This is a genomic window from Enterobacter sp. PL_is514 (genome assembly GCF_055816715.1).
Window position 1 is genome coordinate 184,966 of sequence record NZ_JBVPGN010000035.1, and the last position, 20,042, is coordinate 205,007.

General features: G+C 52.8%; 27 protein-coding genes. 3 read left to right on the top strand and 24 right to left on the bottom strand.

From position 1 onward, the window contains the following. The first annotated feature begins 185 nt into the window (after positions 1-185). The gene (locus AC0TNG_RS19680) at positions 186-482 is read left to right on the top strand and encodes a YciI family protein (RefSeq protein WP_024907101.1); all 297 of its coding nucleotides are present in this window, start codon (positions 186-188) and stop codon (positions 480-482) included. 29 nt (positions 483-511) lie between these two features. Here AC0TNG_RS19680 and AC0TNG_RS19685 read toward each other — a convergent pair whose 3' ends face one another. The 16 genes from AC0TNG_RS19685 to AC0TNG_RS19760 all read right to left on the bottom strand — a co-directional run bounded on the left by AC0TNG_RS19685 (position 512) and on the right by AC0TNG_RS19760 (position 15,215). Continuing rightward, complete coding sequence (locus AC0TNG_RS19685) at positions 512-1,477, bottom strand: bifunctional helix-turn-helix transcriptional regulator/GNAT family N-acetyltransferase (RefSeq protein ID WP_473712670.1); 966 nt, start codon at positions 1,475-1,477, stop codon at positions 512-514. 293 nt (positions 1,478-1,770) lie between these two features. Beyond that, the gene (locus tag AC0TNG_RS19690) at positions 1,771-3,291 is read right to left on the bottom strand and encodes a caspase family protein (protein ID WP_473712671.1); all 1,521 of its coding nucleotides are present in this window, start codon (positions 3,289-3,291) and stop codon (positions 1,771-1,773) included. Positions 3,292-3,559: 268 nt separating this feature from the next. Then, positions 3,560-3,781: a DNA-binding transcriptional regulator gene (locus tag AC0TNG_RS19695; protein WP_014884122.1), complete on the bottom strand. Its 222-nt coding sequence runs from the start codon at positions 3,779-3,781 to the stop codon at positions 3,560-3,562. A gap of 76 nt (positions 3,782-3,857) precedes the next feature. After that, the gene (locus tag AC0TNG_RS19700; RefSeq protein ID WP_473712672.1) at positions 3,858-5,027 is read right to left on the bottom strand and encodes a phage late control D family protein; all 1,170 of its coding nucleotides are present in this window, start codon (positions 5,025-5,027) and stop codon (positions 3,858-3,860) included. Further along, positions 5,024-5,488: a phage tail protein gene (locus AC0TNG_RS19705; protein WP_473712673.1), complete on the bottom strand. Its 465-nt coding sequence runs from the start codon at positions 5,486-5,488 to the stop codon at positions 5,024-5,026. The genes AC0TNG_RS19700 and AC0TNG_RS19705 overlap by 4 nt, the downstream gene beginning before the upstream one ends. 12 nt (positions 5,489-5,500) lie before the next feature. Next, entirely contained in the window at positions 5,501-7,945 is a 2,445-nt protein-coding gene (locus AC0TNG_RS19710) for a phage tail tape measure protein (protein WP_473712674.1), read from the bottom strand. Continuing rightward, positions 7,935-8,093 carry a GpE family phage tail protein gene (locus AC0TNG_RS19715; protein ID WP_240326290.1) on the bottom strand — a complete coding sequence of 53 codons (159 nt, stop codon included), beginning with the start codon at positions 8,091-8,093 and terminating at the stop codon, positions 7,935-7,937. The genes AC0TNG_RS19710 and AC0TNG_RS19715 overlap by 11 nt, the downstream gene beginning before the upstream one ends. Continuing rightward, entirely contained in the window at positions 8,090-8,398 is a 309-nt protein-coding gene (locus AC0TNG_RS19720; RefSeq protein WP_473712675.1) for a phage tail assembly protein, read from the bottom strand. The genes AC0TNG_RS19715 and AC0TNG_RS19720 overlap by 4 nt, the downstream gene beginning before the upstream one ends. 60 nt (positions 8,399-8,458) lie before the next feature. After that, positions 8,459-8,977, bottom strand: coding sequence for a phage major tail tube protein (locus AC0TNG_RS19725; RefSeq protein WP_323696422.1), 519 nt, complete (start codon positions 8,975-8,977; stop codon positions 8,459-8,461). Positions 8,978-8,989: 12 nt separating this feature from the next. Continuing rightward, the gene (locus AC0TNG_RS19730) at positions 8,990-10,183 is read right to left on the bottom strand and encodes a phage tail sheath protein (protein ID WP_473712676.1); all 1,194 of its coding nucleotides are present in this window, start codon (positions 10,181-10,183) and stop codon (positions 8,990-8,992) included. 122 nt (positions 10,184-10,305) lie between these two features. Further along, a complete protein-coding gene (locus AC0TNG_RS19735) occupies positions 10,306-10,731 on the bottom strand; it encodes a tail fiber assembly protein (protein WP_473712677.1) in 426 nt (141 codons plus the stop codon). Between the two features lie 2 nt (positions 10,732-10,733). Further along, positions 10,734-12,779 (bottom strand): phage tail-collar fiber domain-containing protein, encoded by a 2,046-nt coding sequence (locus AC0TNG_RS19740; RefSeq protein WP_473712709.1) that lies wholly within the window; start codon positions 12,777-12,779, stop codon positions 10,734-10,736. Positions 12,780-12,786: 7 nt separating this feature from the next. Then, positions 12,787-13,320: a phage tail protein I gene (locus AC0TNG_RS19745; protein ID WP_047749182.1), complete on the bottom strand. Its 534-nt coding sequence runs from the start codon at positions 13,318-13,320 to the stop codon at positions 12,787-12,789. Then, positions 13,313-14,221: a baseplate assembly protein gene (locus AC0TNG_RS19750; protein ID WP_473712678.1), complete on the bottom strand. Its 909-nt coding sequence runs from the start codon at positions 14,219-14,221 to the stop codon at positions 13,313-13,315. Before AC0TNG_RS19750 ends, AC0TNG_RS19745 begins: the two co-directional genes overlap by 8 nt. Positions 14,222-14,226: 5 nt before the next feature. Next, on the bottom strand, positions 14,227-14,577 hold the full coding sequence (locus AC0TNG_RS19755) for a GPW/gp25 family protein (RefSeq protein ID WP_023209066.1): 351 nt from the start codon (positions 14,575-14,577) through the stop codon (positions 14,227-14,229). Then, complete coding sequence (locus tag AC0TNG_RS19760; protein ID WP_473712679.1) at positions 14,574-15,215, bottom strand: phage baseplate assembly protein V; 642 nt, start codon at positions 15,213-15,215, stop codon at positions 14,574-14,576. The genes AC0TNG_RS19755 and AC0TNG_RS19760 overlap by 4 nt, the downstream gene beginning before the upstream one ends. Positions 15,216-15,479: 264 nt before the next feature. Between AC0TNG_RS19760 and AC0TNG_RS19765 the strand changes: the two genes are divergently transcribed. Both AC0TNG_RS19765 and AC0TNG_RS19770 read left to right on the top strand, forming a co-directional pair. Continuing rightward, a complete protein-coding gene (locus AC0TNG_RS19765; RefSeq protein WP_473712680.1) occupies positions 15,480-16,340 on the top strand; it encodes a hypothetical protein in 861 nt (286 codons plus the stop codon). A 228-nt stretch (positions 16,341-16,568) separates the two neighbouring features. After that, on the top strand, positions 16,569-17,129 hold the full coding sequence (locus AC0TNG_RS19770) for a peptidase M14 (RefSeq protein WP_473712681.1): 561 nt from the start codon (positions 16,569-16,571) through the stop codon (positions 17,127-17,129). A 47-nt stretch (positions 17,130-17,176) separates the two neighbouring features. On the opposite strand, the gene AC0TNG_RS19775 is transcribed toward AC0TNG_RS19770, so the two are convergent. Genes AC0TNG_RS19775 through AC0TNG_RS19810 form a run of 8 tightly spaced genes read right to left on the bottom strand, consistent with a single transcriptional unit; the run spans position 17,177 to position 20,015 of the window. After that, complete coding sequence (locus AC0TNG_RS19775) at positions 17,177-17,623, bottom strand: phage virion morphogenesis protein (RefSeq protein ID WP_473712682.1); 447 nt, start codon at positions 17,621-17,623, stop codon at positions 17,177-17,179. Next, complete coding sequence (locus AC0TNG_RS19780; RefSeq protein WP_473712683.1) at positions 17,616-18,083, bottom strand: phage tail protein; 468 nt, start codon at positions 18,081-18,083, stop codon at positions 17,616-17,618. The genes AC0TNG_RS19775 and AC0TNG_RS19780 overlap by 8 nt, the downstream gene beginning before the upstream one ends. Continuing rightward, positions 18,046-18,291, bottom strand: a complete 246-nt coding sequence (gene lysC / locus AC0TNG_RS19785) for an Rz1-like lysis system protein LysC (protein ID WP_473712684.1) — start codon at positions 18,289-18,291, stop codon at positions 18,046-18,048. The genes AC0TNG_RS19780 and lysC overlap by 38 nt, the downstream gene beginning before the upstream one ends. Beyond that, the gene (gene lysB, locus AC0TNG_RS19790) at positions 18,179-18,604 is read right to left on the bottom strand and encodes an Rz-like lysis system protein LysB (RefSeq protein ID WP_473712685.1); all 426 of its coding nucleotides are present in this window, start codon (positions 18,602-18,604) and stop codon (positions 18,179-18,181) included. Before lysB ends, lysC begins: the two co-directional genes overlap by 113 nt. Further along, positions 18,601-19,110 (bottom strand): lysozyme, encoded by a 510-nt coding sequence (locus AC0TNG_RS19795; protein WP_473712686.1) that lies wholly within the window; start codon positions 19,108-19,110, stop codon positions 18,601-18,603. The genes lysB and AC0TNG_RS19795 overlap by 4 nt, the downstream gene beginning before the upstream one ends. Beyond that, positions 19,094-19,315: a hypothetical protein gene (locus AC0TNG_RS19800; RefSeq protein ID WP_001354073.1), complete on the bottom strand. Its 222-nt coding sequence runs from the start codon at positions 19,313-19,315 to the stop codon at positions 19,094-19,096. Before AC0TNG_RS19800 ends, AC0TNG_RS19795 begins: the two co-directional genes overlap by 17 nt. Further along, the gene (locus tag AC0TNG_RS19805) at positions 19,306-19,509 is read right to left on the bottom strand and encodes a tail protein X (protein WP_473712687.1); all 204 of its coding nucleotides are present in this window, start codon (positions 19,507-19,509) and stop codon (positions 19,306-19,308) included. Before AC0TNG_RS19805 ends, AC0TNG_RS19800 begins: the two co-directional genes overlap by 10 nt. Beyond that, positions 19,509-20,015, bottom strand: a complete 507-nt coding sequence (locus AC0TNG_RS19810; RefSeq protein ID WP_048957951.1) for a head completion/stabilization protein — start codon at positions 20,013-20,015, stop codon at positions 19,509-19,511. Before AC0TNG_RS19810 ends, AC0TNG_RS19805 begins: the two co-directional genes overlap by 1 nt. Between the last annotated feature and the right edge of the window lie 27 nt (positions 20,016-20,042).

Here is a 20,042-nt window from a genome sequence, read left to right on the forward strand (position 1 = left end):
CTGATTTTAAATGCAAATAGCAATCATATTCAATAAGACACTTTGTTCTGACGCAACTTTAGCGCATGAGAGGCCAAAAAAGGCGCATTCAGATCAGGGTATTAACATTGTTTTTATTTTACATTGCAGTCGTTTGCCCTTTCACATAACGTAACTGACACTTTTACCGGTTAAGGAGCTTCGCCGTGTTTTACGTGATTTACTCTGAAGATGTTGCTGATTCGCTCGAAAAACGCCAGGCTGTGCGCCCTGCGCATCTGGCACGTTTGCAGTTGCTTCAGGATGAAGGTCGATTACTGACCGCCGGCCCTATGCCTGCAGTAGACAGCAACGATCCGGGCGCCGCCGGTTTTGCCGGCTCTACGGTTATTGCTGAGTTTGAATCTCAGGAAGCCGCTCAGGCCTGGGCTGACGCAGATCCGTATGTTGCGGCAGGTGTATATGCGAAAGTGACGGTTCGACCGTATAAGAAAGTGTTCTGATACCAAAGCGGCTCCGCAAGGAGCCTTTTTTATAGCGCCGGTTGTGCGTCTTTATACCGGGTAAACTGCTGCTCTGTAATCAGGCTTCCCCACTGGTCGCCTTCCCACTCTTTTACCAGCGTAAACCCAAACGACTCGTACAGACGCCGGGCGGCGGTAAGCTTATTGAATGTCCAGAGGTGCACGGCTGAAAAACCGGCGCTATCGCAGAACCGCATCGCTTCATTCAGCAGTTTTTTCCCCACGCCGTGTCCCCGACAGCCATCGTCAAGAATAAACCAGCGAAGATGGGCTTCACCCGGCGCCAGATCCTCGCCATCGATCGCCACTGACCCCACTATCCTGCCGTTCATCATTGCCAGCCAGATCTGGTTGCACGGCTTATCCAACCGTTCACTAAATTCTGCGAGTCCCGTCGCCACTTTGGCCTCAAAAAAGCGGCCAAAATGATGTTCACGAGCGTAATAACTCCCGTGCATTTCCGCTATACGGCCAATCATGCCGGGGATATACCCCTGCACTATCGTAAGCTCATCAGGGTGCGTCTCGTTGCCCGACTCACGGCATGCCTGCAGCGCATTGGCATAAAGGGTGAGCCCCTCCGAAATGGTCTGCTGCTGGGCAGGAGCAAGACATTTTATTGCTGAGACCACGCGCTCATTGCTGAAGGCATTAATTTTGCTGACCGTCTCGTGACCTTTCGCGGTCAGCCTGAGGCTCTTTGCTCTCGCATCCTCAGCAGAAATAACTTCCTCGAGTTCGCCCGCGGCAATCAGGCGAGCAAGCATCCGGCTGACGCTGGACTTTTCCAGGCCCAGCAGTTGCACCAGCTGACTCGCCGTCATCTGTTTGCGTAAGGCGATTTCGACCAGGGTATGGACGGCCGAAGGTGAGTAGCTCGTTGAAGCCAGGGTAGAACCCATAAAACCTAACTCTCGCACCATGAGGCGCGAGGAACGTCGAATAACGCTGACTACCGGGGTTTCGCTGTGCATGTTCTGTCCTCACCATTTAGTTGTACTATACAACTAAATGGTGAGGCGTTGTCAAACAGAATGAAAAAAGCTCCCGCAGGAGCTTTTTTAAGAACTTCAACATACTGAAAAAAAAGGATTTATTTCAGTTTTCGTCCACATATCGACCACATCAAATCTAAAGCCCCGTATAAGCGGGGCTTCTGTTGTGAACTGCCAGTTATGTTAAAGAGCATTTATAATGTGCAACAGGAATGCTCTTTATCGTAATTGATGAGCGATAAGCGGTTCTCAAAGCGGGTTGATTAATAGTATCAATACTCGATAGTCTTGCTGATATTATCTTCTAACCATCCTTTCACTTCTTTTTGAATATGTTCGGCTGCTGTGTTAGCTGCATCCTTTGTATTAATATTGACTTTAATGTTTCTCCACCTATTGCATTCCGGATTGAAATACTCTCCCCAACTCCGTCTTTTCAGAAACTCGTAAGAGAAATTTATTGTAACATCCCTGTTGGAGTAGAATGGGACCACATATATACAGATCGGCTCAATTATTTCAAACAATGGTTCAAAAGATATTTGCAAAATCCTATTCCCCAAAAAGTGATTGTACTGAAAACCGTCAACATAACTTTTTTCTTTTGTTACTTTTTCTAATTTGTATTCAATTTCATCTTCAAGCCCACCGAATATCCCCATTCGCTCTATAATAGACGAATAACCTGATTTTGGTTTTTTAGGTAACGCTTTATATTCTTCTGACTGATATTCTTCTATAGCGAAAGTTGCACTTGCGAAATATTTTTTTTCTTTGTTTTTTTCAAGCCATTCCCCCAATTTTATTTTATTTGGGATGTTGTAAGTTGAAACCGAAGCATCAACAGTAATTGTATATAATTTTTTAATATCATCATTCCACGATGATAGTCGTGAGTTAAAATCACTGATAAAAGAAGATAACGTATCTTCATCAAAACAAACTTCTTTTGATTTTTTTGATACCAAATCATAAACATTAAGGATGGGTTGGGTGTTTGCTTCTAATGGTAGTAAATCCTCTCCAGTTTCATTACCTTTTATATCATCATCGGAAGTGATGCCGAAAGCTTTATAAATTAGTTGATGTGTATCATTTGTAATCAATCCAAATTTTTCTAAATTACTAGATTGAGTGACAAAAATAGGTGAGGAACTGCCAGAATTAGAAAAATCATCAGCAACCGCATCCATTATTTCTCTATAGCGCACGTCTCCATCTCTTTCAAGCAATGAAGTTAGAATACTTTCTGTAAAGCGACTAATTTCTGTTCCAGCATAGGAAACTTCATCATCTCGAGAAGAAAACCAGAAATAGATATCGTTTAAACCATATTTTTTTGCTGACTTTCTTAAATTCTGCTCTGCGCTTGACTCACTTTTTATATACTGAGTCCCACTGAAACAAGCATCAACAATTTTTACACATAGTTTCGGAGAAATGGATTTCATCCACTCATCAAGTTCGGAATTTCGTAACCCTGTTGTTTCTCTTTTTTTATTATCAAAATCGGAAGGTAAATAGAAAAAATCCTCTTCAAATCTTTCGCCATGACCACTAAAATAAAATAAAAACTCTGCAACATCCTTATCCTTATATTTCTCAATGAAATCTGCGATACTTCTTTTTATCGAAGTACCGGATTCATCATTATTTAAATAGAGTATTTCGTCAAATGCCTTAACGTTTTCTAAAACATCCTTGAAGATTTTAGCGTCATTTTTGCAGGCTTTAAGATCGTCGTAAAGATCAATTTTATATTTTTCAACACCAATAACAATACCGAGATTCATCAGTTTTCCTTATTGACTATCATCTTAAACTTTAGCAACCGTTAAACTTAACCTAAACCAGAACGGTTTTCGTAAGAACATCATGCAGTTTTCTGAAGCCAACTTCAAAAATACTTTTTCATTTATTCAGATTTTTGTTGCGCTCCTCAAAAAAGCAGCATAGTGCGGTCTTAGTAATCTCCGTTCTTTGCACTTTACGGACGAGCGTTTTTAATAGTAAAAATGTAAAAGATTCAAAAACCCCCGCAATCGCGGGGGTAGCTTTTGTTCACTGCCAGTGGATTTGTTGCTGTCCTGATGATGTCGGGTGCGGTGCCGCAGGTACTACAACGCCCGGCGATACGATAAAGCGCTCGACCGTTTCGGTGGTCACAAACGTCGCGCTGCAGTTGATGTTTGTGCACTGGTGATACCGCTCTTTGGTCGTGTCAGTAAAATAGCGACTTGTGCGGGCGTGAGCGGCGAAATGGCATTTTGGACAGTGAAACATGTCGAGCACCTCATTTAATTTCCGATGCGTTAATTTTACTCACTTTATCCTTACATAACAAATAGTTAATTATAAATCATTGCGTTAATTCTTCGCTTTCATACTCCACATCCGAAACCTTAACCTCAAGCTCTAAGCCCGTCGTGTAGCCGTTCCCGTTGAGGTTATGCACCACCCGACTAATTATCCACGCCTGATCGTCTATGACGCGCTTAAACCCTCTCACCGCGATTGGCGTTTCAGGAAATAAATCTGCCCGGCCTATCGCCAGCGAGATTGAAAACTCCGCGACACCTCGCTGCAGCTTGTCCCACTTCGCCTGAGCGGCGCGCATGGCCTGCGCCTTTGTCGCGTAGATGGTTGTAAGCTCCAGCACGTTGTCAGCCTCACCGGCCATATACTCACCCTCGCGCGCTTCCTGCTCTTTTTTGGCTTTGGCCTTTACCGGGGCTTTGGTCGCTTTCGGGTGCTGCAGCGCGCGGAGGTGCTTCTCTTTGGGCTTACGCCTGAGCTTCACCTTTTGCTTTTGCGGCTTCGGGTCTTTGGTGTGCAGCCATTTTGCCGACACGCCGGTGTACGCCTCCCGGTCAGCAATGGCAAACTGATGGCTATCGCCGTCGCCGCGCTCAAGCGTCATTTGCGGAATGGGCTTCCCGCTGGCCGTCTTACCGGTCCCCGCTTTCAGGAATAACAGTTTCCCCGCTTTTACCGAAACCGACGCCCCGTTCCGGTCAGCCAGGCGGGACAGAAACACTGCGTCGGATTCCTGCGACTGGTCAATGTGAGGCACTGCGACGACTTTCAGCGTGTCGGCCACGCTGGCCGTCAGTTTATTGCGTGCCGCAATCGTCTCAACAATTTGCCCGAGCGTGGTGTCATGCCATGACTGTTCCCGGCGCGAGTTCAGCGTCCCACGAAAATCGGCGCTGCGTCCCCTGATGGTCAGCATATCAGGCGCACCCCTGTGCTCGATTTCGTCGACCGTGAACGTCCCTTTTTTTATCAGCGCTGAATCCTGCCAGCCTAACCACAGCGTCAAGGTTGCTCCGCGCGGTGGCATTGCTATCTGGCCGTCGGTGTCATCGAGCTCGATATCGAGCTGGTCGGCCTCGAATCCGCGATTATCGGTCATGGTCAGGCTGATAAGGCGGTCACTAAAATCCTGCGTGATATCGTCGTTATCCAGCTTGAGCATAAACGCCGGGGCAATCTTCGCCCCGGCCTGAATATCCATTCCCGTAATCATCCTGCCAGCCCTCCCAGCCAGTCACCGGTAGACGTGACCAGATTGCCGGCCTGCGTTTTCAGGTCGCCATAAATGGCCGCCAGCGATTTATCGACCCGCTTAAGGGACAGGCTAAACTCGATTTTTCTCGCCGCTCCGTCGCTGAATAGCTCGGTGTGCGTGTGCGTCACTTTGTCGATGACATACATGCCGTGGATCATGCCCGTTCCGTCAATCAGCGGCCACGCGCGCCCCTCGTCTGCCATCAGCTCGATGGCGGTCAGTGACAGGCGTCCGCCGGTAATTTCGGGATAGAGCACACCCGACAGCGTGCGCGTGGTTTCCCCTTCCCCGAGATACTGGTAAGCCGGTGGCTTTCCGATACGGTCGTTTGACGCCCAGCGGTAATCCTTCGAATACTGCATAGACTGATAGGGCAGCGTGCGGCGCTCAAACACAAACAAACCTAAAACCATCAACATGCTTTATCCCCCTCAGTCATGACGCATACTTGAGCGCTGACGCGCACGGTTTTCACGGTCGAGTTTATCGACAGCCTCACGCAGCTGACGGTCGAGGTCGCTGCCCGGCGCGATGCCACCATTCAGGTTGATGTTATATTCTGGCTTACTCTGGTCGACGTAAGTCTTACCAGTGGGCACCGTAACTGGCTGATACTGATAACCGCCATATGTTGAGGTTGCCGGAATATAAGATTTATTTTGCGAGCCGGTGGCAACATTGGCTTTTGTGGCCTTCTGGTCGAGGTCGGTCGATTCTTTATTGATAACCCCGAGCTTTTCCAGCAGCCAGATAACGCCGGTACGTAATGTGTTAAAGCTTTTGAGCGGTAACATCAGCGCATCGGCCAGCGCCTTACCGAACATCACACCCGCATTTTTGCAGCTGTCGAGCGTCTCCTGCGTCGACTTAACCGGTGCGATCAGGTCTTTAAACCACTGCCAGACTCCACGCAATTTCTCCATGAAAGAATCAAACACCGGCGCGAGCGGTGCGAAAATTTCCGCCACCGGCGCAAAGGCCGCTTTAAGCCCCTCAACCACGCCGGAAAAGAATGCGCTTATTGGCTCCCAGTATTTACGAATCAGGAGCGCACCGGCCACCACGGCAGCGACCACCGCCACCACCGGCAGACTGATTGCGCTAACTGCAGCGACAATGGCACTTCCGGCAGTGGTGAAAACGACACTCAGCAGACCGGCTGCAGCAATAATCCCGTTTATCCCGGCAATGACCGGCCATGCAATCAGCCCAATCCCGCCAAGCACGCCGACCAGCGCCAGCCCACCGGCGACAAGGTTAAACAGGGTTTGCGTCAGTTCAGGGTTTGCTTTCGCCCATGCGGCAACCTTGCCGAGCCAGTCTGTCGCGGAAACCGTCAGGCGACGCAGTGCTGAGTCTTCTTTTTCGAAAACCTCAATCTGCAGGTCTTCCCATGCTGACTGCAGGTTTTTCAGATCGCCGTCGAGGTTATCCGTTTGTATTGTCGCAATGCGCTCTGTCGTGCCTTTTGAGTCGCGGATTTGCTGGCGCTTGTTATCGAGCGAGCCATCACCGGCAGCGGCGACAAGTTTAATCGCGCCCTTCATGGCTTCTTCACCGAAAATCACTTTCAGATATTCGCCCTGCTCCGCCGTACCGAGCTTGTTTTTAGCAAAGGACTTATGAATATCTTTGAGGATTTTCTCGACCGGCAGCATGTTCCCTTTGCCGTCGCGGGTTTTCACGCCTAATTCTGAAATAGCCTCAACGGCCTTACCCATTGGCGCTTGCAGGCGGTTGAAAATGGCGCTAGCCCCCGTACCGGCCATCGAGCCTTTAATCCCGTTATCCGCCAGAATGCCGAGCATGGCGGTCGTGTCTTCAATGCTCCCCCCTGCAGCCTCTGCGATGGGTGCGACATACTTCATCGCCTCGCCCAGCTCGACGAGACCGGTATTTGATGACGTGAAACCTTTCGTCATCACATCCGCGACGCGCTCAATCTCAGTGGTAGGCAGGTTAAATGCCGACTGCATGTTAGTGATAATGTCGGCGGCTTCTGCGATATCCACGTCGGCCGCAAGGCTCAGGTTTACGGTCGAGCCGGTCGCGGCCAGCACGTCATCGGCGTTATAGCCCGAGCGCGCGAGCGTGGTCTGAGTACGCGCCACATCACCCGGTGAAAAGGCCGTAGTCGCGCCGATATCGCGCGCCTGTTGACGAATGGCCGCGAGCTTGTCGTCGCCCTTATCGAGCCCAAGGATCGCCTGCGTGCCTGACATTTGTTTGTCAAAACCGATGCCCGGTGCAATAAAGCGTGACGCACCATAAAGCCCGGCGGTAGCCACTCCGACACCCACCATCCCGGCATTACGCGCACCGGCGGCGAGCTGTTGCCCGGATCCATAGCGGCTTTTTACCGCGCTGAGTCTGGCCTGTTGCTGGCTGACGCGCGCCAGCGCATCACGTTGCCGGTTTAGTTGCGCACTCGTTTCACTGATGCTGGTTTTCAAGCGGCGCTCATCCGCGGACAGCGTTCTGGTGTTTATGCCAGCCTGCGCGAGCTCCGTGCGCTGGCGCTGCACCGACTGCCTGAGGCTGTTGTATTTGAGCTGCAGGTCAGCAGCGGATTTCTTCGCCGCTTCCATCGCCCGCGTCTGCGCGGTTGTAGGGTTCTGCGTGTTTTTAAACTGCACGGCCAGCGCGGCGGCTTCCTGTTTGGCCTTGTTAAGCGACTGGCCTGTCACGGCAAGCTGTGCGCTCGCTTTCCTGAATCCGTCAATCCGGGACGCCTGCGCATTCAGATCGCGCAGGCTGTTTTGAGAAGTGCGGATATCGCCAGCAAGTGTCTTGCTGGCAGTCTGGATAGCTTTAAGCGGTCTGCTTGCCCGGTCAACTGCGTTCAGCAGTACCTCAAGTCTGACGTTATTGCTCATGGTGGTGTCCGCTTCGCTGCAGCGCCTTTTCGCGCCATGTGATGAGTTCGGTCACGCTCAGGGAATTCAGCTCTGATGGCGGCCAGTGAAATATCACCGCGATATCCGCCATCAGGTCATCGACCGAAAGGTTATCCGGGAAAGTCAGCGAGCCGAAGATGGTGACAAAAAACCGACCACCTTACCGGCGAACAAAATCAGGTCTGATGCTTCCAGACGCATGACCTCGGGCTCGGTCAGCGCCGGGTACGTCATTCGCGGCAGCACCTTAATCAGCGCATCGACGTCAGAGTTTGCCAGCGCGGCCAGACTGACACCGCGCAGAGTCCCGGCGTTGGGTTTGGTCACGGTCACCTGTTCGATTTTTTGCTCACCACGCATGATTGGATTATCGAGGATCACAATGTTCGGGTTTTCGGTTTCGGTGGTGGCGGTTTCGTTGATGTTTTCCATGATGTTACTCTCTCTGAAATTCAGTAAGTGACCGGCCAGCCTGGCTGACCGGTTAACGGGTTACAGGCCGATTGCCTTACGGTGCTCCGCCAGACGGTCGACGCCGTCGACTTTCATCACCATGTTGATGACGTCAATCTCGATGACCTCTTTGCCGTCAATCGTGAGCTGGTAGTACGAGCACTCGGTCGCGATTTTGGTCGTGCCGCTTTCCCCCTGTTTGTTCTCGCCGCCGTCGTACTCCTTGTGACGGCCACGCATGACCACCTCAACAGCAGAAATGGCGCCGGTGTCATCGCGCTGGAATGAGCCGGTGAAGCGCAGCGGCACGCTGTCTGCGCCCGGTGACGCGTACTGCGCCCACAGCTCAACGTCAGGCAGACCGCCCAGCGTCCACTCAAGCGACAGCGCGTCGTCGTCGAGGCCGAGGTCAATCGACACCGCGCCCGGCATCCCGCCGCCGCGATATTTCTCAAGCTTCCGGGTCAGCTTTGGCAGGGTGACGGATTCAACAACGCCCATGTAGCTGAGTCCGTCGTTAAACATGTTCAGGTATTTAAGTTTGCGCGGTAACGCCATGTTCTGAGCTCCTTAGCTGTTGACCGAGTCTGACAGGTCGGCCAGATAGGTATCGGTGATGCGCTGGCGCAGGGTCAGGTTTTCCAGCGGCGGGACGGGGGTGTAGTCGTAATCGATATACAGCTTCCCGGCTTTGAGGGTTTCCACGCTGTTTGACTCCGGGTCGTACCAGCAGGAGCCGTCAACGATATAACCGTTATTTTTCAACTCGCGGAATTTGGCATTGATACCGGCGACGATGTCGCGGATGAGCGTTGCGGAAACGGGCTTATCCATCGCCCACGCGTGCGCCTCCGCCATCGTGTCGGCCAGCACCTGCGCCGTGCGGGTGTAGTTTTCAAATACGAATAACGGATCGTCCGAGCAGGTACGGTTGCCCCAGAATTTAAAGCCGTCGTTGCGGATGAGCGTTGTCACCCCGGCCTGATTCAGCAGGTTGGCGTCGGTGGCCTGCTCCTGCAAATCCCATGAGACCGAGGTACTGACGCCGGTGACGCCATTCACGCCGACGTTGGACAGCGTTTTGTGCCAGCCGGTCTCCTGGTCAATTTTGGCGCGCAGGCCGAGCGCGCGGGCGGTCGCCCATGCAATATCGGTTTCGTTTGCCGTGGTGTCCCATGCCAAAAAATCAGGGTGAATGACCATGAGCTCGCGCTGGCTGAAGTTTTCACGGTATTTAATGGCATCGGAAATGGTCTTGCAGCCCCACGCGCTCACATAGCCGAACGCGCGCAGGCTCTGGCAGGTTGACGCAAGTGCGGTCGCCACTTCCTGCGTATCCAGCCCCGGCACGCCGAGAATGCGCGGCTTAACGCCGGTGACGGTTTTCGCCGTTAACAGCGCTTTCAGCCCGGTGTATTTGCCGTTCTCATCGGTCGTGCCGATGATGTTGGAAATGGTTTCTTTCTGCGCCGCTTCCGGGTCGTCCGGGTCGTCGATACCTTCGGGAACGCGCACCACCACAATGACCGGTTTGCACTGGTCGGCGATGGCCTGCAGGGATTTTGCCAGCGTGCCTTTTTTACCGGCTTTACCGATAGCCGTTTGCACGCTGGTAATCAGCACCGGCTCGTTAAGGGGGAATGTCTTTGCGTCTGCATCGCTGGCCGTGCAGACCATGCCGATGATGGCCGTTGAGACGGTGGAAATGGTGCGCGTGCCATCGTTAATCTCGATGACCTCGACGCCGTGATGATAGTCGCCCATCTGTTTAACTCCGTGGTTAAGGGGTGCGACTATTTTCTGTTGTGTATTCTGCAGGCGCGATGAAATGGCGTTGGCGGAGGGATAAAACAACAAACAAAAGCCCTCCGGGTGGAGGGCTCAAGTCACGCGGCTAATTCAGGCCAGTGAATATCCGGGGCGGGGTCGGTCTCGGTCGCCTCAAGCGCTTCGATATAATCAAGCACGTCATTCAGCCTGGTAACTTCTTTTTCGGTTAAACTGCGCCCGTTCATTTGCTTGAGCTGGATAACGGAAATCGACTGAAGCGCAGACTCAATCAACTCCCGGCGCTTTTCCTCCGCCTCTGCGATAAGTTCGTCACGGGATGGAGCCGGACGCTCCTGTAGAACCGGATAACACTGCTTGTTCGGAACAATCATTTTCCCCTGTGAAAGTCCTTCCATCAGGTTGCGGTAATCCTCATCCGACACACGCACGAAAAATCCCGGCCACGTTCCCGCCTTGCGATATACGGCTTCCAGTTCATCGCAATAAAAACCGCCAGTGCTGGCGCGATATACATATCCCATTTTTAATATCCCTCCGCCACATACATCAGTGTGACCGTACCACCGCCAGAGATACGCAAATTAAACCCGGTTCTGTCAACGTTATAGGGCTGCATTGCAGCGCCGTTTCCTGGCTCTTCATTACGAGTAGGAACCACTGACGCACAAACATTCGGGAATGCGGTTGGGAAGTAAACCCGCCCCCCGTTTGGTATCCCTCCGACCTGAGCAGCCATCGTCATTTTTCCTGTACTTCCGCAGCGCCACCATAAGGCAGCACCATTAAATCCGGCTGTATTAGGCGCGGCGTACTGGTCACGCGGCGGGGGGTTGTTAGGTGAATAAACGCGTACATTGCCGCCTGACTCAAACACGCCAGAACCTGCGACAACATTCCCGCCCACACTAACCTGTCCGGCGGCATACAGGCTGCCACCGTTAGAACGAATATCCCCCGCAGCCCCAATAATCCCCCCGCTATACACCTGACCCGGAGCATTAAAAACACCGTTAGCATCAAACTGATATACAGCGCCGGAACCATTGTCACCGATGATATGGACGACGGCAGAGCCGAAATCATTATTTCCTGTGCGCAGAATTCCAAAGCTTACAGCAGATCCAAAACCATATTCCTGAGTGCTGGAAATACCTTTAATAATTGGAAGATACTGAGATACACCCTTGGGCGTTGAGCGACCGAACGGGATGGTAAACGGTGCCACCGGATTGCTGTATTGATGTGCAAAAGCGCCAACACCCGGCCAGTCCGCTGGATTTGTTTTGTAGTAACTTGCGCCGTCTAAATAATCGACGTTGCCGCCATATTGGGTTAAAACATTAGTCCAGCCTCCCCAGTAGCCGTTATCAGCATTTAAGGTGCGGAATTTAAGCCGCTTCCCGCCATCAGCATAGGACGCGGCATACTGCACACGATAGCCATCACCGCCCAAACCACCCACGTCAAGAATGGTGGCTTCATAGCCCGGTGAAAACGCCGCACTGGCATAGCAAAAACTCACGGAGTTAGCTGGCAGACCGCTTGCGTCTTTAATCTCTCTATCTGCTCCTGCTGCGACAGTCCGAAGCGCAAGCGCACCGCCATTTACCAGCACGCGCCCCGGCGTAATGTCGTCACGGCTTTCCTGAACATTTTTACCCGCGGCGGTACCAAGGCTGTTTTTGAGCTTTGTAACGTCATCATTGACCGTCTTCACGGCCTTTGGCGTGGCCGCGAGCGACTCAGACGCGCTGTCGGTTGCGCTACTGAGCTGGACGATACCCTTTTGCGCCGTGGTCGCGTCCTGAGCCGTATATTTCCCGTTAGCAAGGTCATACGCCGCTTTGACCGCTTTCGGCGTCGCTGCGACGCTCTCAGACGTGCTGTCGGTCGCGCTGCTCAGCTGGACGATACCCTTTTGCGCCGTGGTCGCGTCCTGAGCCGTGTATTTACCGTTAGCAAGGTCATACGCCGCCTTGACCGCTTTCGGCGTCGCTGCGACGCTCTCAGACGCGCTGTCTGTCGCACTGCTTAGCTGCGTGAAACCCTTTGCGGTGAGCGTGGCGTCAGGATGACGGCGGGACTGCTCATGCTCCGCGAGCTTATCATCGACATAGTCCTGCGTTGCCATCACCGTTGAGGTGTCAATCGTCAGCTCGACTGACTCGATGTCGCTTACCATGATGACCATACGCACGGTCTGCGCACGTCCTGACCCCTCAGCCAGCTCCGGCTTATAGCTTTCCGCCATGTTGCCGACAGCAATCAGCGTGCCTGTGTCGTCATAGAGCCCCATTTCGCGCATCCAGAAACCGCCGGTTTCAGGGGGAATGACGAGCTCCGCGATCACATAATTTTGATTCTTGTTGTCCAGGCTAATTTTGTTCAGTGCATAGCGCCAGACTTCATTGACGAGCTTTGTCTGGCTGGCATCAGGCACCGGCAATGTGCCGCCACCGTCACCGATGGCCATTGCCGTAAAATTCACTTTTTTCCCGTTCGGGACGGTCGCTGCAGCAAGCTTAATCGCACCGGCTTTGGTGATGACCGTTTTATATTTTACTGTCATTATGTTCTCACTTATCCGGGTAAACCGTGATGATGTCGCCGTCATACGTCAGCGCGCCGGTGTAGAGATAGCCCGGCACATCCTGAATAATGTTGAGGCCGATAAGATGGCGGCTGGCTGGCTTTGCATCCGCAATGAGCCGCTCCATTTCGTAGTACATTTCCTCGGTGATGCCGGTCTCTAACACACCGATATCGAGGCGAAACGTGCCGGGTGGGTCGTTCGTTTCCCACCACTCGGACACGTTAATCAGATAGCCGAGCGGCTCCACCACGCGACGCACTGCCCCAATCGTTCCTTTGTGCGCATGGATAAACCACGCCGCGCGGATCACATCCCGCTTTGTGGCCTCCGGCCAGTTCTCATCCCAGCGGTCAACGGAAAACGCCCATGCCAGCCACGGCAGCAGGTTTGCCGGGCAGTCGTCAGGACTCCAGAGGCGACGCAGCGGGACGGGGGTATTTTCAATCTCTGCGCAGGCGCGCGCCGCCGCCACCTCAAGCGGTGACGAGCCCACCGGCAGCAGGCGGGTATTACTCATCGTTACCCCCTATGGTGACGCTGTAGTCGCTGCACCATGACGCCTGCGTGTCATCGAGCACAATGTCGGCCACCGGTTCGGCCAGCTCGACGCGCTGCACGCCCTCGACGTGGAGCGCGGCATAAATGGCCGATTTGCGGATATCGCGCCCGAGCCGGTGCTGCGCGGTGATATACGCCTGCAGCTTAGTTTTTGCAGCGCTGAGCACCGGCTCGCTTTCGGGGCCTGGGTAAAGGTAAAGCGATGCGGTGATTTTATAGTCCACTATGTTCGCCGACTGGACGGTCACACGGTCAGCGACCGGCCTGACGTCCTCATCGTTGAGCGCGGTGCGCACGACAGCGAGCAGCTCGTCAGACGCCACGCCGTTATTTTCGCGTGACAGCACCGTAACCGTGACGCACGCAGGCTCCGGGCTGATGACCGAAATATCGGCGACCCGCCCGTCAGCGCTGCGACCATGAAACTGATAGGAGCCGGTAGAGCCTGCGGTACTCAGCCCCTCGAATGCCTGCTGAATGCGCAGACGGTAGTCGGTGTCCGACTCCATCACGGCAGGCGTCGGCGGTAACGTCGTATCGTCTGCAGGGGTGATGACAAGGCGCTGGACGTTGTAATTTCCGCCTATCTGGTCGAGGTCAGCACCGGCGGCATAGGCCAGCATGACCGCGCGCGCGGACTCGTTAACGCGCTGTCGCCAGATAACTTCCCGGTAGGCGTTTTCCTGCAGCAGCTTCACCAGCGGCTCCGACTCAAGCGCCAGCGTGCGCGCGATAGCGTCCTGCTGGTCTTCCGGGTACAGCGAAACGAGTGTCGCCTTTCGTTCGCTCAGGATGGTTTCATAGTCCAGTTCTTCCACGACGTCGGGCGCGGCGAGCTGGTTAAGGTCAACAATAGCCATAGCGTTTAACTCAGTGGAATGGTGAGGGAAAAAGGCTGGCCGCCGGTTGAGCGCGTGCCGGTGATATCGACATACAGCCCGCCGTCGGTGTCCGACCGTTCAAAGGTGATGGTCGTCAGGCTGACGCGGGGCTCCCACTTCTGGATCGCGGAATAGCACGCGGCCATAATCTGCAGGCGCAGCGCCGGGGTCTGCGGCTGGTCAATCATCTGCGACAGGAGCGAGCCGTATTCACGACGCATGACGCGCGAGCCAACCGGCGTGACCAGAATGTCGCGCACGCTTTGCCGGATATGCTCAACCTCTGAGATACTGAGGCCGGTCTGACTGTTCATTCCCAGATAACGCACCGTCATTGCGTCCCCTTAGTCCAGCTTCCGCCGCTCTGAACGTTGCCGTGCGCGTGGTTATCCACCTGCACGCCGTTTGATTTAAATGTCCCGCCGGTGTGCTCGATGTTCCCGCTCATTTTCCCGCCTTTCTGCACTTCGAGCGTGCCGGTCGTCAGCTTGTTGGTGCAAACCACCTCCGGCGTATCGAGCGTGATGCGGCTCGACGCTTTCACCAGCACCACCGGCACAGTGGCCGTAATGGAATCCGACGCGGTGACGTCTGCGGTTTTGATGCCGGATACGGTGAGCGCGCCGTTTTCGGGCTCGTACTCGATAACCGCCCCGTCAGGAAAGGACACGTGAAGCGCATCAGGGGAGGCAGACGGTGCGGGATGGTCGTCAGAGAAAATGCCGGGCAGCACAAACGCCGTATCGAGCTCGCCGCCAACAGCCAGTAAAAGCACCTGCTCACCAACGGAGGGAGCCCACCATACGCGCGAGCGACCGGCGCGACAGGTAAGCCAGTTCAGCCAGGTGGTTTCCATGCCGCCGGTCTGGACACGACAAAGCCCCTCGACGTGGTCGACGTCGGTCACGATGCCGGTGCGGATAAGGTTGCGGATCGCGCGTGCGATTTCCTGCAGAGAATTTAGGTTATTCATGGGGAAAGGATGCCGCCGGGCAAGGCCAGCGGCAATGAAACGGTGTTTTGTGGTTGTTGTGACAACGCTCAGAGAGTGAGGTGTTTAATTATCAGCGTCTCGACGAGCTGTTTAGCAACACATATTTACCTACAAATGCACTAGCGTCGCTGCTTAACCAATGCTCACCTTACTAGTTTTGTTGGCATTTCTCATTGTTAAACATTATCTTTACTGCAACTCACAAATCCTCTCGAATAAAATCAAAGACATTCAGGAAAGAAAATGGCCGAACAAATCTCTAGATGGATGATTAGTATTATTACATCTGCGGGGGCACTTACGTTGCTTGCATTCCTAACACGTTCAACGTTGGCTAAATTCTTCACTAAGTCAGTGGAGCATCATTTCGAGAAAAAATTTGAAAAGTTTAAGGCTGAGATACGCGACAACGAAAAGGAGCTCGAACAAATCAGAACATTTATGAGTTCTGCACGTAGAGAGCGTGATTCAGCCCTACAATCTAAACGCTTCGAGGCGGCAGAAAGTTTATTACGCTCACGTCAACTTATTGCAGAATTTTCAGGTTTGGCTGATTATTTAATAATGCTTAACACCGATGAAATCATAAAAAGAAACTCCGACCCCAAGATAACAAACTTCATTAAAACATTAATCGATCCATTTAAGATTGACGAGAAACTAGTTAATTTTAAAGCAATCGACAGAACCCTCGCATACTTATACCTTAGCGAGCGCACAATAAAAACCTTTGAGGCTTACGAGGCCATCATTCTCAATGCAGTAACAATCATGAAAGTGCTGTCACTGCCCGGATTAAAAATTGACCCCAACCTATTTAATAAAGAAAAAATGAAAGCAATGATTATTGAACTTCACCCACAATCTCTAGCGGGCTTTGAACAATATGGCGACAATCATGTTTTTCATTTGACCATGTATTTTTACACACAAATTTTGAATGAACTCAGAAATGAACTTCTCGGGGCTGGTAACATGATGAGAGACACTGAGGCTGCGGCTAATCTTGCGAGAGATACACGTAATGCACATTTGAATATTCTTAACTCCCTCGAAAGCAATGATATCCCCGAAAGCATAATAAACAATCCTGATGCCACATAGGAAGGAAAGATAATGTTTCCTAGCGTGTGTGCGATTTCCTGCAGAGGGTTGAGATTACTCATGGGGAAAGGATGCCGCCTGACAAGTTCAGCAGCAATGAGAAGGGGTTTCCTTGTATCTCTTGCGACAAGCACCTTGTGAAACATGCCCGTACCAATGACTCGCATTTTTTTACATATAGAGTTCGATTTACAATCACGCTAACTCAGACATAAAATGGATATGAAAATGGCTTTGACTTGGATTGATGTTACAGATAATGCCGTTAAAATTGGACTAGGGTCACTGATCGCACTTGCTAGTAGCTGGCTCACCCTTAAACTCTCTCAGAACCATGAAAATAAAAAACAGATCTTTTCCCAAATTAATAAAGATATTGATGACAAAACAAAAAGGTACGTTGATTTCTTAACAACTTCTCAATCGTTGATGCAAAAATATCTTTTTACACAGTGTAATGGTAGTAGCGACGACTACCTTGATTATTTAAGACTGCATAATGAAATCAGTATCACATCTGATGATTTCATACGAGTACATGCTTTCAAATTACAGAGCGCCGTTTCATCTTTCATCCTTTACAACAAAAGTGGCGACATTGATTTAATAGATAAACTTCGAGACAACGGTAGGAATGAAGTATCGAAGTTTCAATACATTGCCTTTACTGAATTAGAACAGTTAAAAACAAAAATACGAGAAAAGAAAGTTGTATCTCAAATCATTTTTAGTTGGTTTAAAAGACGCATTACCCTCTGGAAAATCAAGAAAATGGGTCAGAGTTCATAGTTAACTATTGCAAAGGCGATGACGTAAAGACTGTCATCGCCAATATTTCAGTCAAGATGTTTTATTATCAGTGTCTCGACGAGCTGTTTATCTTCCCGGCTGAATCCGAGTAACTGGCGCTCTGCATACTGCACGTCGCGGCTGTGCTGGTTAGGACGGTCTTTCAGCCCGTTCTGGTGAACTCGTGCGATGCGCTGCACTTTGCCGGTAAATTCCACCACCGCGCTGTTTTCACGGCCAGTGGCTTTCATGTAGCGGCTCGTGCGAAGCTTCTGGAACATCGCCCGTTTAATCCGCCCGGTTTTAGCCCTGAGAGGCTGACGCTTTCGCGCCTGATACGGTGAGCCGTCCGGGGCTTTTTGCTGTTTGATACGCTGCTGTTGCGCCTTGCGCAGCTCCTTTGCAATCTCCCCGGCCAGCTTCCTGCGCGCTGCCGGTGACAGGGCAGCAATCAGACCATTGAGCCTGTCGTCAAAGGGCTTAAATTCACTCATCCCATTTGCTCACCAGTTCGCCGTTGATATAGAGCTCCTTTGGCCGGGTGACGGGCTCCGGCAGCGGCGGCTCAGGGGCATAGCTTACATGCAGTGCGCCGCTTTCCTCTTTGATGAGGGTGCGCTCGGTGAGTTGCAGGCTGATGCTGATATCGACGCTGTCACCGTCGTTTAAATCCATCTGGAAACGGTAGCCTTTTTTGCGGCCGTCATCGAGCGTGCAGATATCTGGCTGGTTTTCCCTGAGCCATGCGGCCACCGGCACGAAAATCAGGTCAGGGTCGCCCACAAAGTCACACACGATCACATTCAGTGTATAAATTTTCTCATGCGACAGCGAGGCCGCGAGACGCGCATCGATATTGCCCTCATCGGCAAAGATGCGCATCATTTCCGGATTTGTTTCAAGCTGCGGAACGGCTTTAATCAGTGCTTCGCGCAGGCTGCGTGCTTTCTTCATCGAGTTTATCCTGACAGTCTTTAACGATTTCAACCTGCAGCGCGCAGGCGGCGAGCGCGTGCTCAAGCCTGCGTATATCGGCGCTCAGGTCGCCATTAGTGACCGGGTCGCTTTCCGGCATCGGGCAATAGCTCACCTTCGGGCAGGCGCTGTAAACAATGACCGGCGGAGACGCAACCGGCGCGGGTGTGCAGCCGACGCACAACATCAGGCAACTTATCGCTATACCAGCGGCGTAAGGTTTCATTCTCATTTATCAGCCTCGTTATGGTTTCTTCACGCCGCACGGCCATCGCACCGGCGGCCAGCAGTTCGCCGCGTAAACTGACCTGCGCGGTTTCATTTCGCCTGGCAATTCCCTGCGAAACGGAAAGCTGATTTTTCAGCATTCCGATCGCGGTTTTTTGTTCGGCCGCGACCCTGTTCGCCCGTTCAAAAGAGCGGGTCAGGTTGCCGTTTTCATGACGTTGCCAGAGCACAACCGCCATCAGTGCGGCCAGTAAAAACAACATCACTTTCATTGAAGCCCCCTCAGGCAGTAAGCACGCTCGCGCGCGCGGCGGTTTTCCAGCCCCTTGTTAACTTCGCCATTCACATAAACCCAGCGGGTGAGCTGGTCGCACGCCTGCGGCCATTGCTGGCGCTTTATAAACGAGACCAGCGTCGACCGGCAGGCCGCGCCGGTTCCCACGTTGAATGAGAAACTGACCAGCGCGTCGTAAACGTGCTGCGGCATTTTCACCGGCGCGCATACGGCCAGACGTTTCTCGACGTTCAGCACATCCGCAACGAGATTCGCCGCCGCCTGACGTTCGGTGATTTCTCCCTTCGGCACGACGCCTGCAGTGTGGCCAATGCCCGACGTCCACACTCCCGCGCTGCACTGGTAAGGCGTCAGGCGACAACCTTCGAGGTCGGCAATCAGCGCCAGCCCCTCCGGCGAGGTGTTAAGCAGACGAAAGTCAGGCATCAGTGCTGCCAGCGCCAGCACGGCGGCCACACTGCATTTTTTAACGATTGATTTCACGAATAGCCCCTTTATCGAGTCCGAGCGATGTCAGATAGAGGTACGTCTTGCGCTTAAACCAGTAGTTCGTCAGCGCGGTAAAAATGGCGCATCCGCCGCCCACGTAAAGCGCCATCTTTTCGGGGGACATTGCCCCGACATACGCCAGCCCCACGGCCAGCCAGTAGGCGATAAACGTGGTGATTTTTTCCATACTCAGTCCCATAGATTCACCGTTTCGGTTCTGGCCGCGCTCTCGGTCTCTGGCAGCTCAATTGCCGTGCCGTGCGGCAGGATAACGCCGATCTCAGACAGGCCGGGATTAGCCTCTAAGACGGTTTCGACCACGCCCTCAGTGCGCCCGTAGTACCGGGCGCAAATCGCGTCGAGGGTGTCGCCCTGCAGCGCATACGCTTTCATCAGATTTGCCCCACGATGCAGCGCGCTTTGTCCTGGATGCGCGCGACAGACCAGCGCATATCCCGCCACATTTCATCGATAGTGCTGTCGATGCTGTCAGCCTTTTTGTCGCCTTTGGCGGTCGCATCCACGCCGCGAAAACGTTCATAAAGCGTGGCCGTCGTCATCGAACACACGGCGTTGAAGTAGTGGAAAACGCGCACGCTCTCGCCGTCGAGCTTGTCGGTCGGGACATCCGCCAGCGTGGCGTAACCGGCATCGAGCTGAATTTCGCGCCAGTCGCTCAGCTCCGCGTTAGTCTCCGCAATGGCGGTCTTAATCGCCCGGCGCAGGCGAACGGGGGAAACGGTCTGCTCCAGTCGCATTTCTTCCCGCACGCGCTTTGGATCAACGTCAGGAAAAAACGGGGTGTTTTTGATTACCGGCTCGCTCACGCCCGGTGGCGGTATCACCACGCCCGGCACATCCTGCGGCTCTTTTTTTGGCTCAATAATCAGCGTCGTCATGACAACCTCGGGTAATGGGTGGGCGGT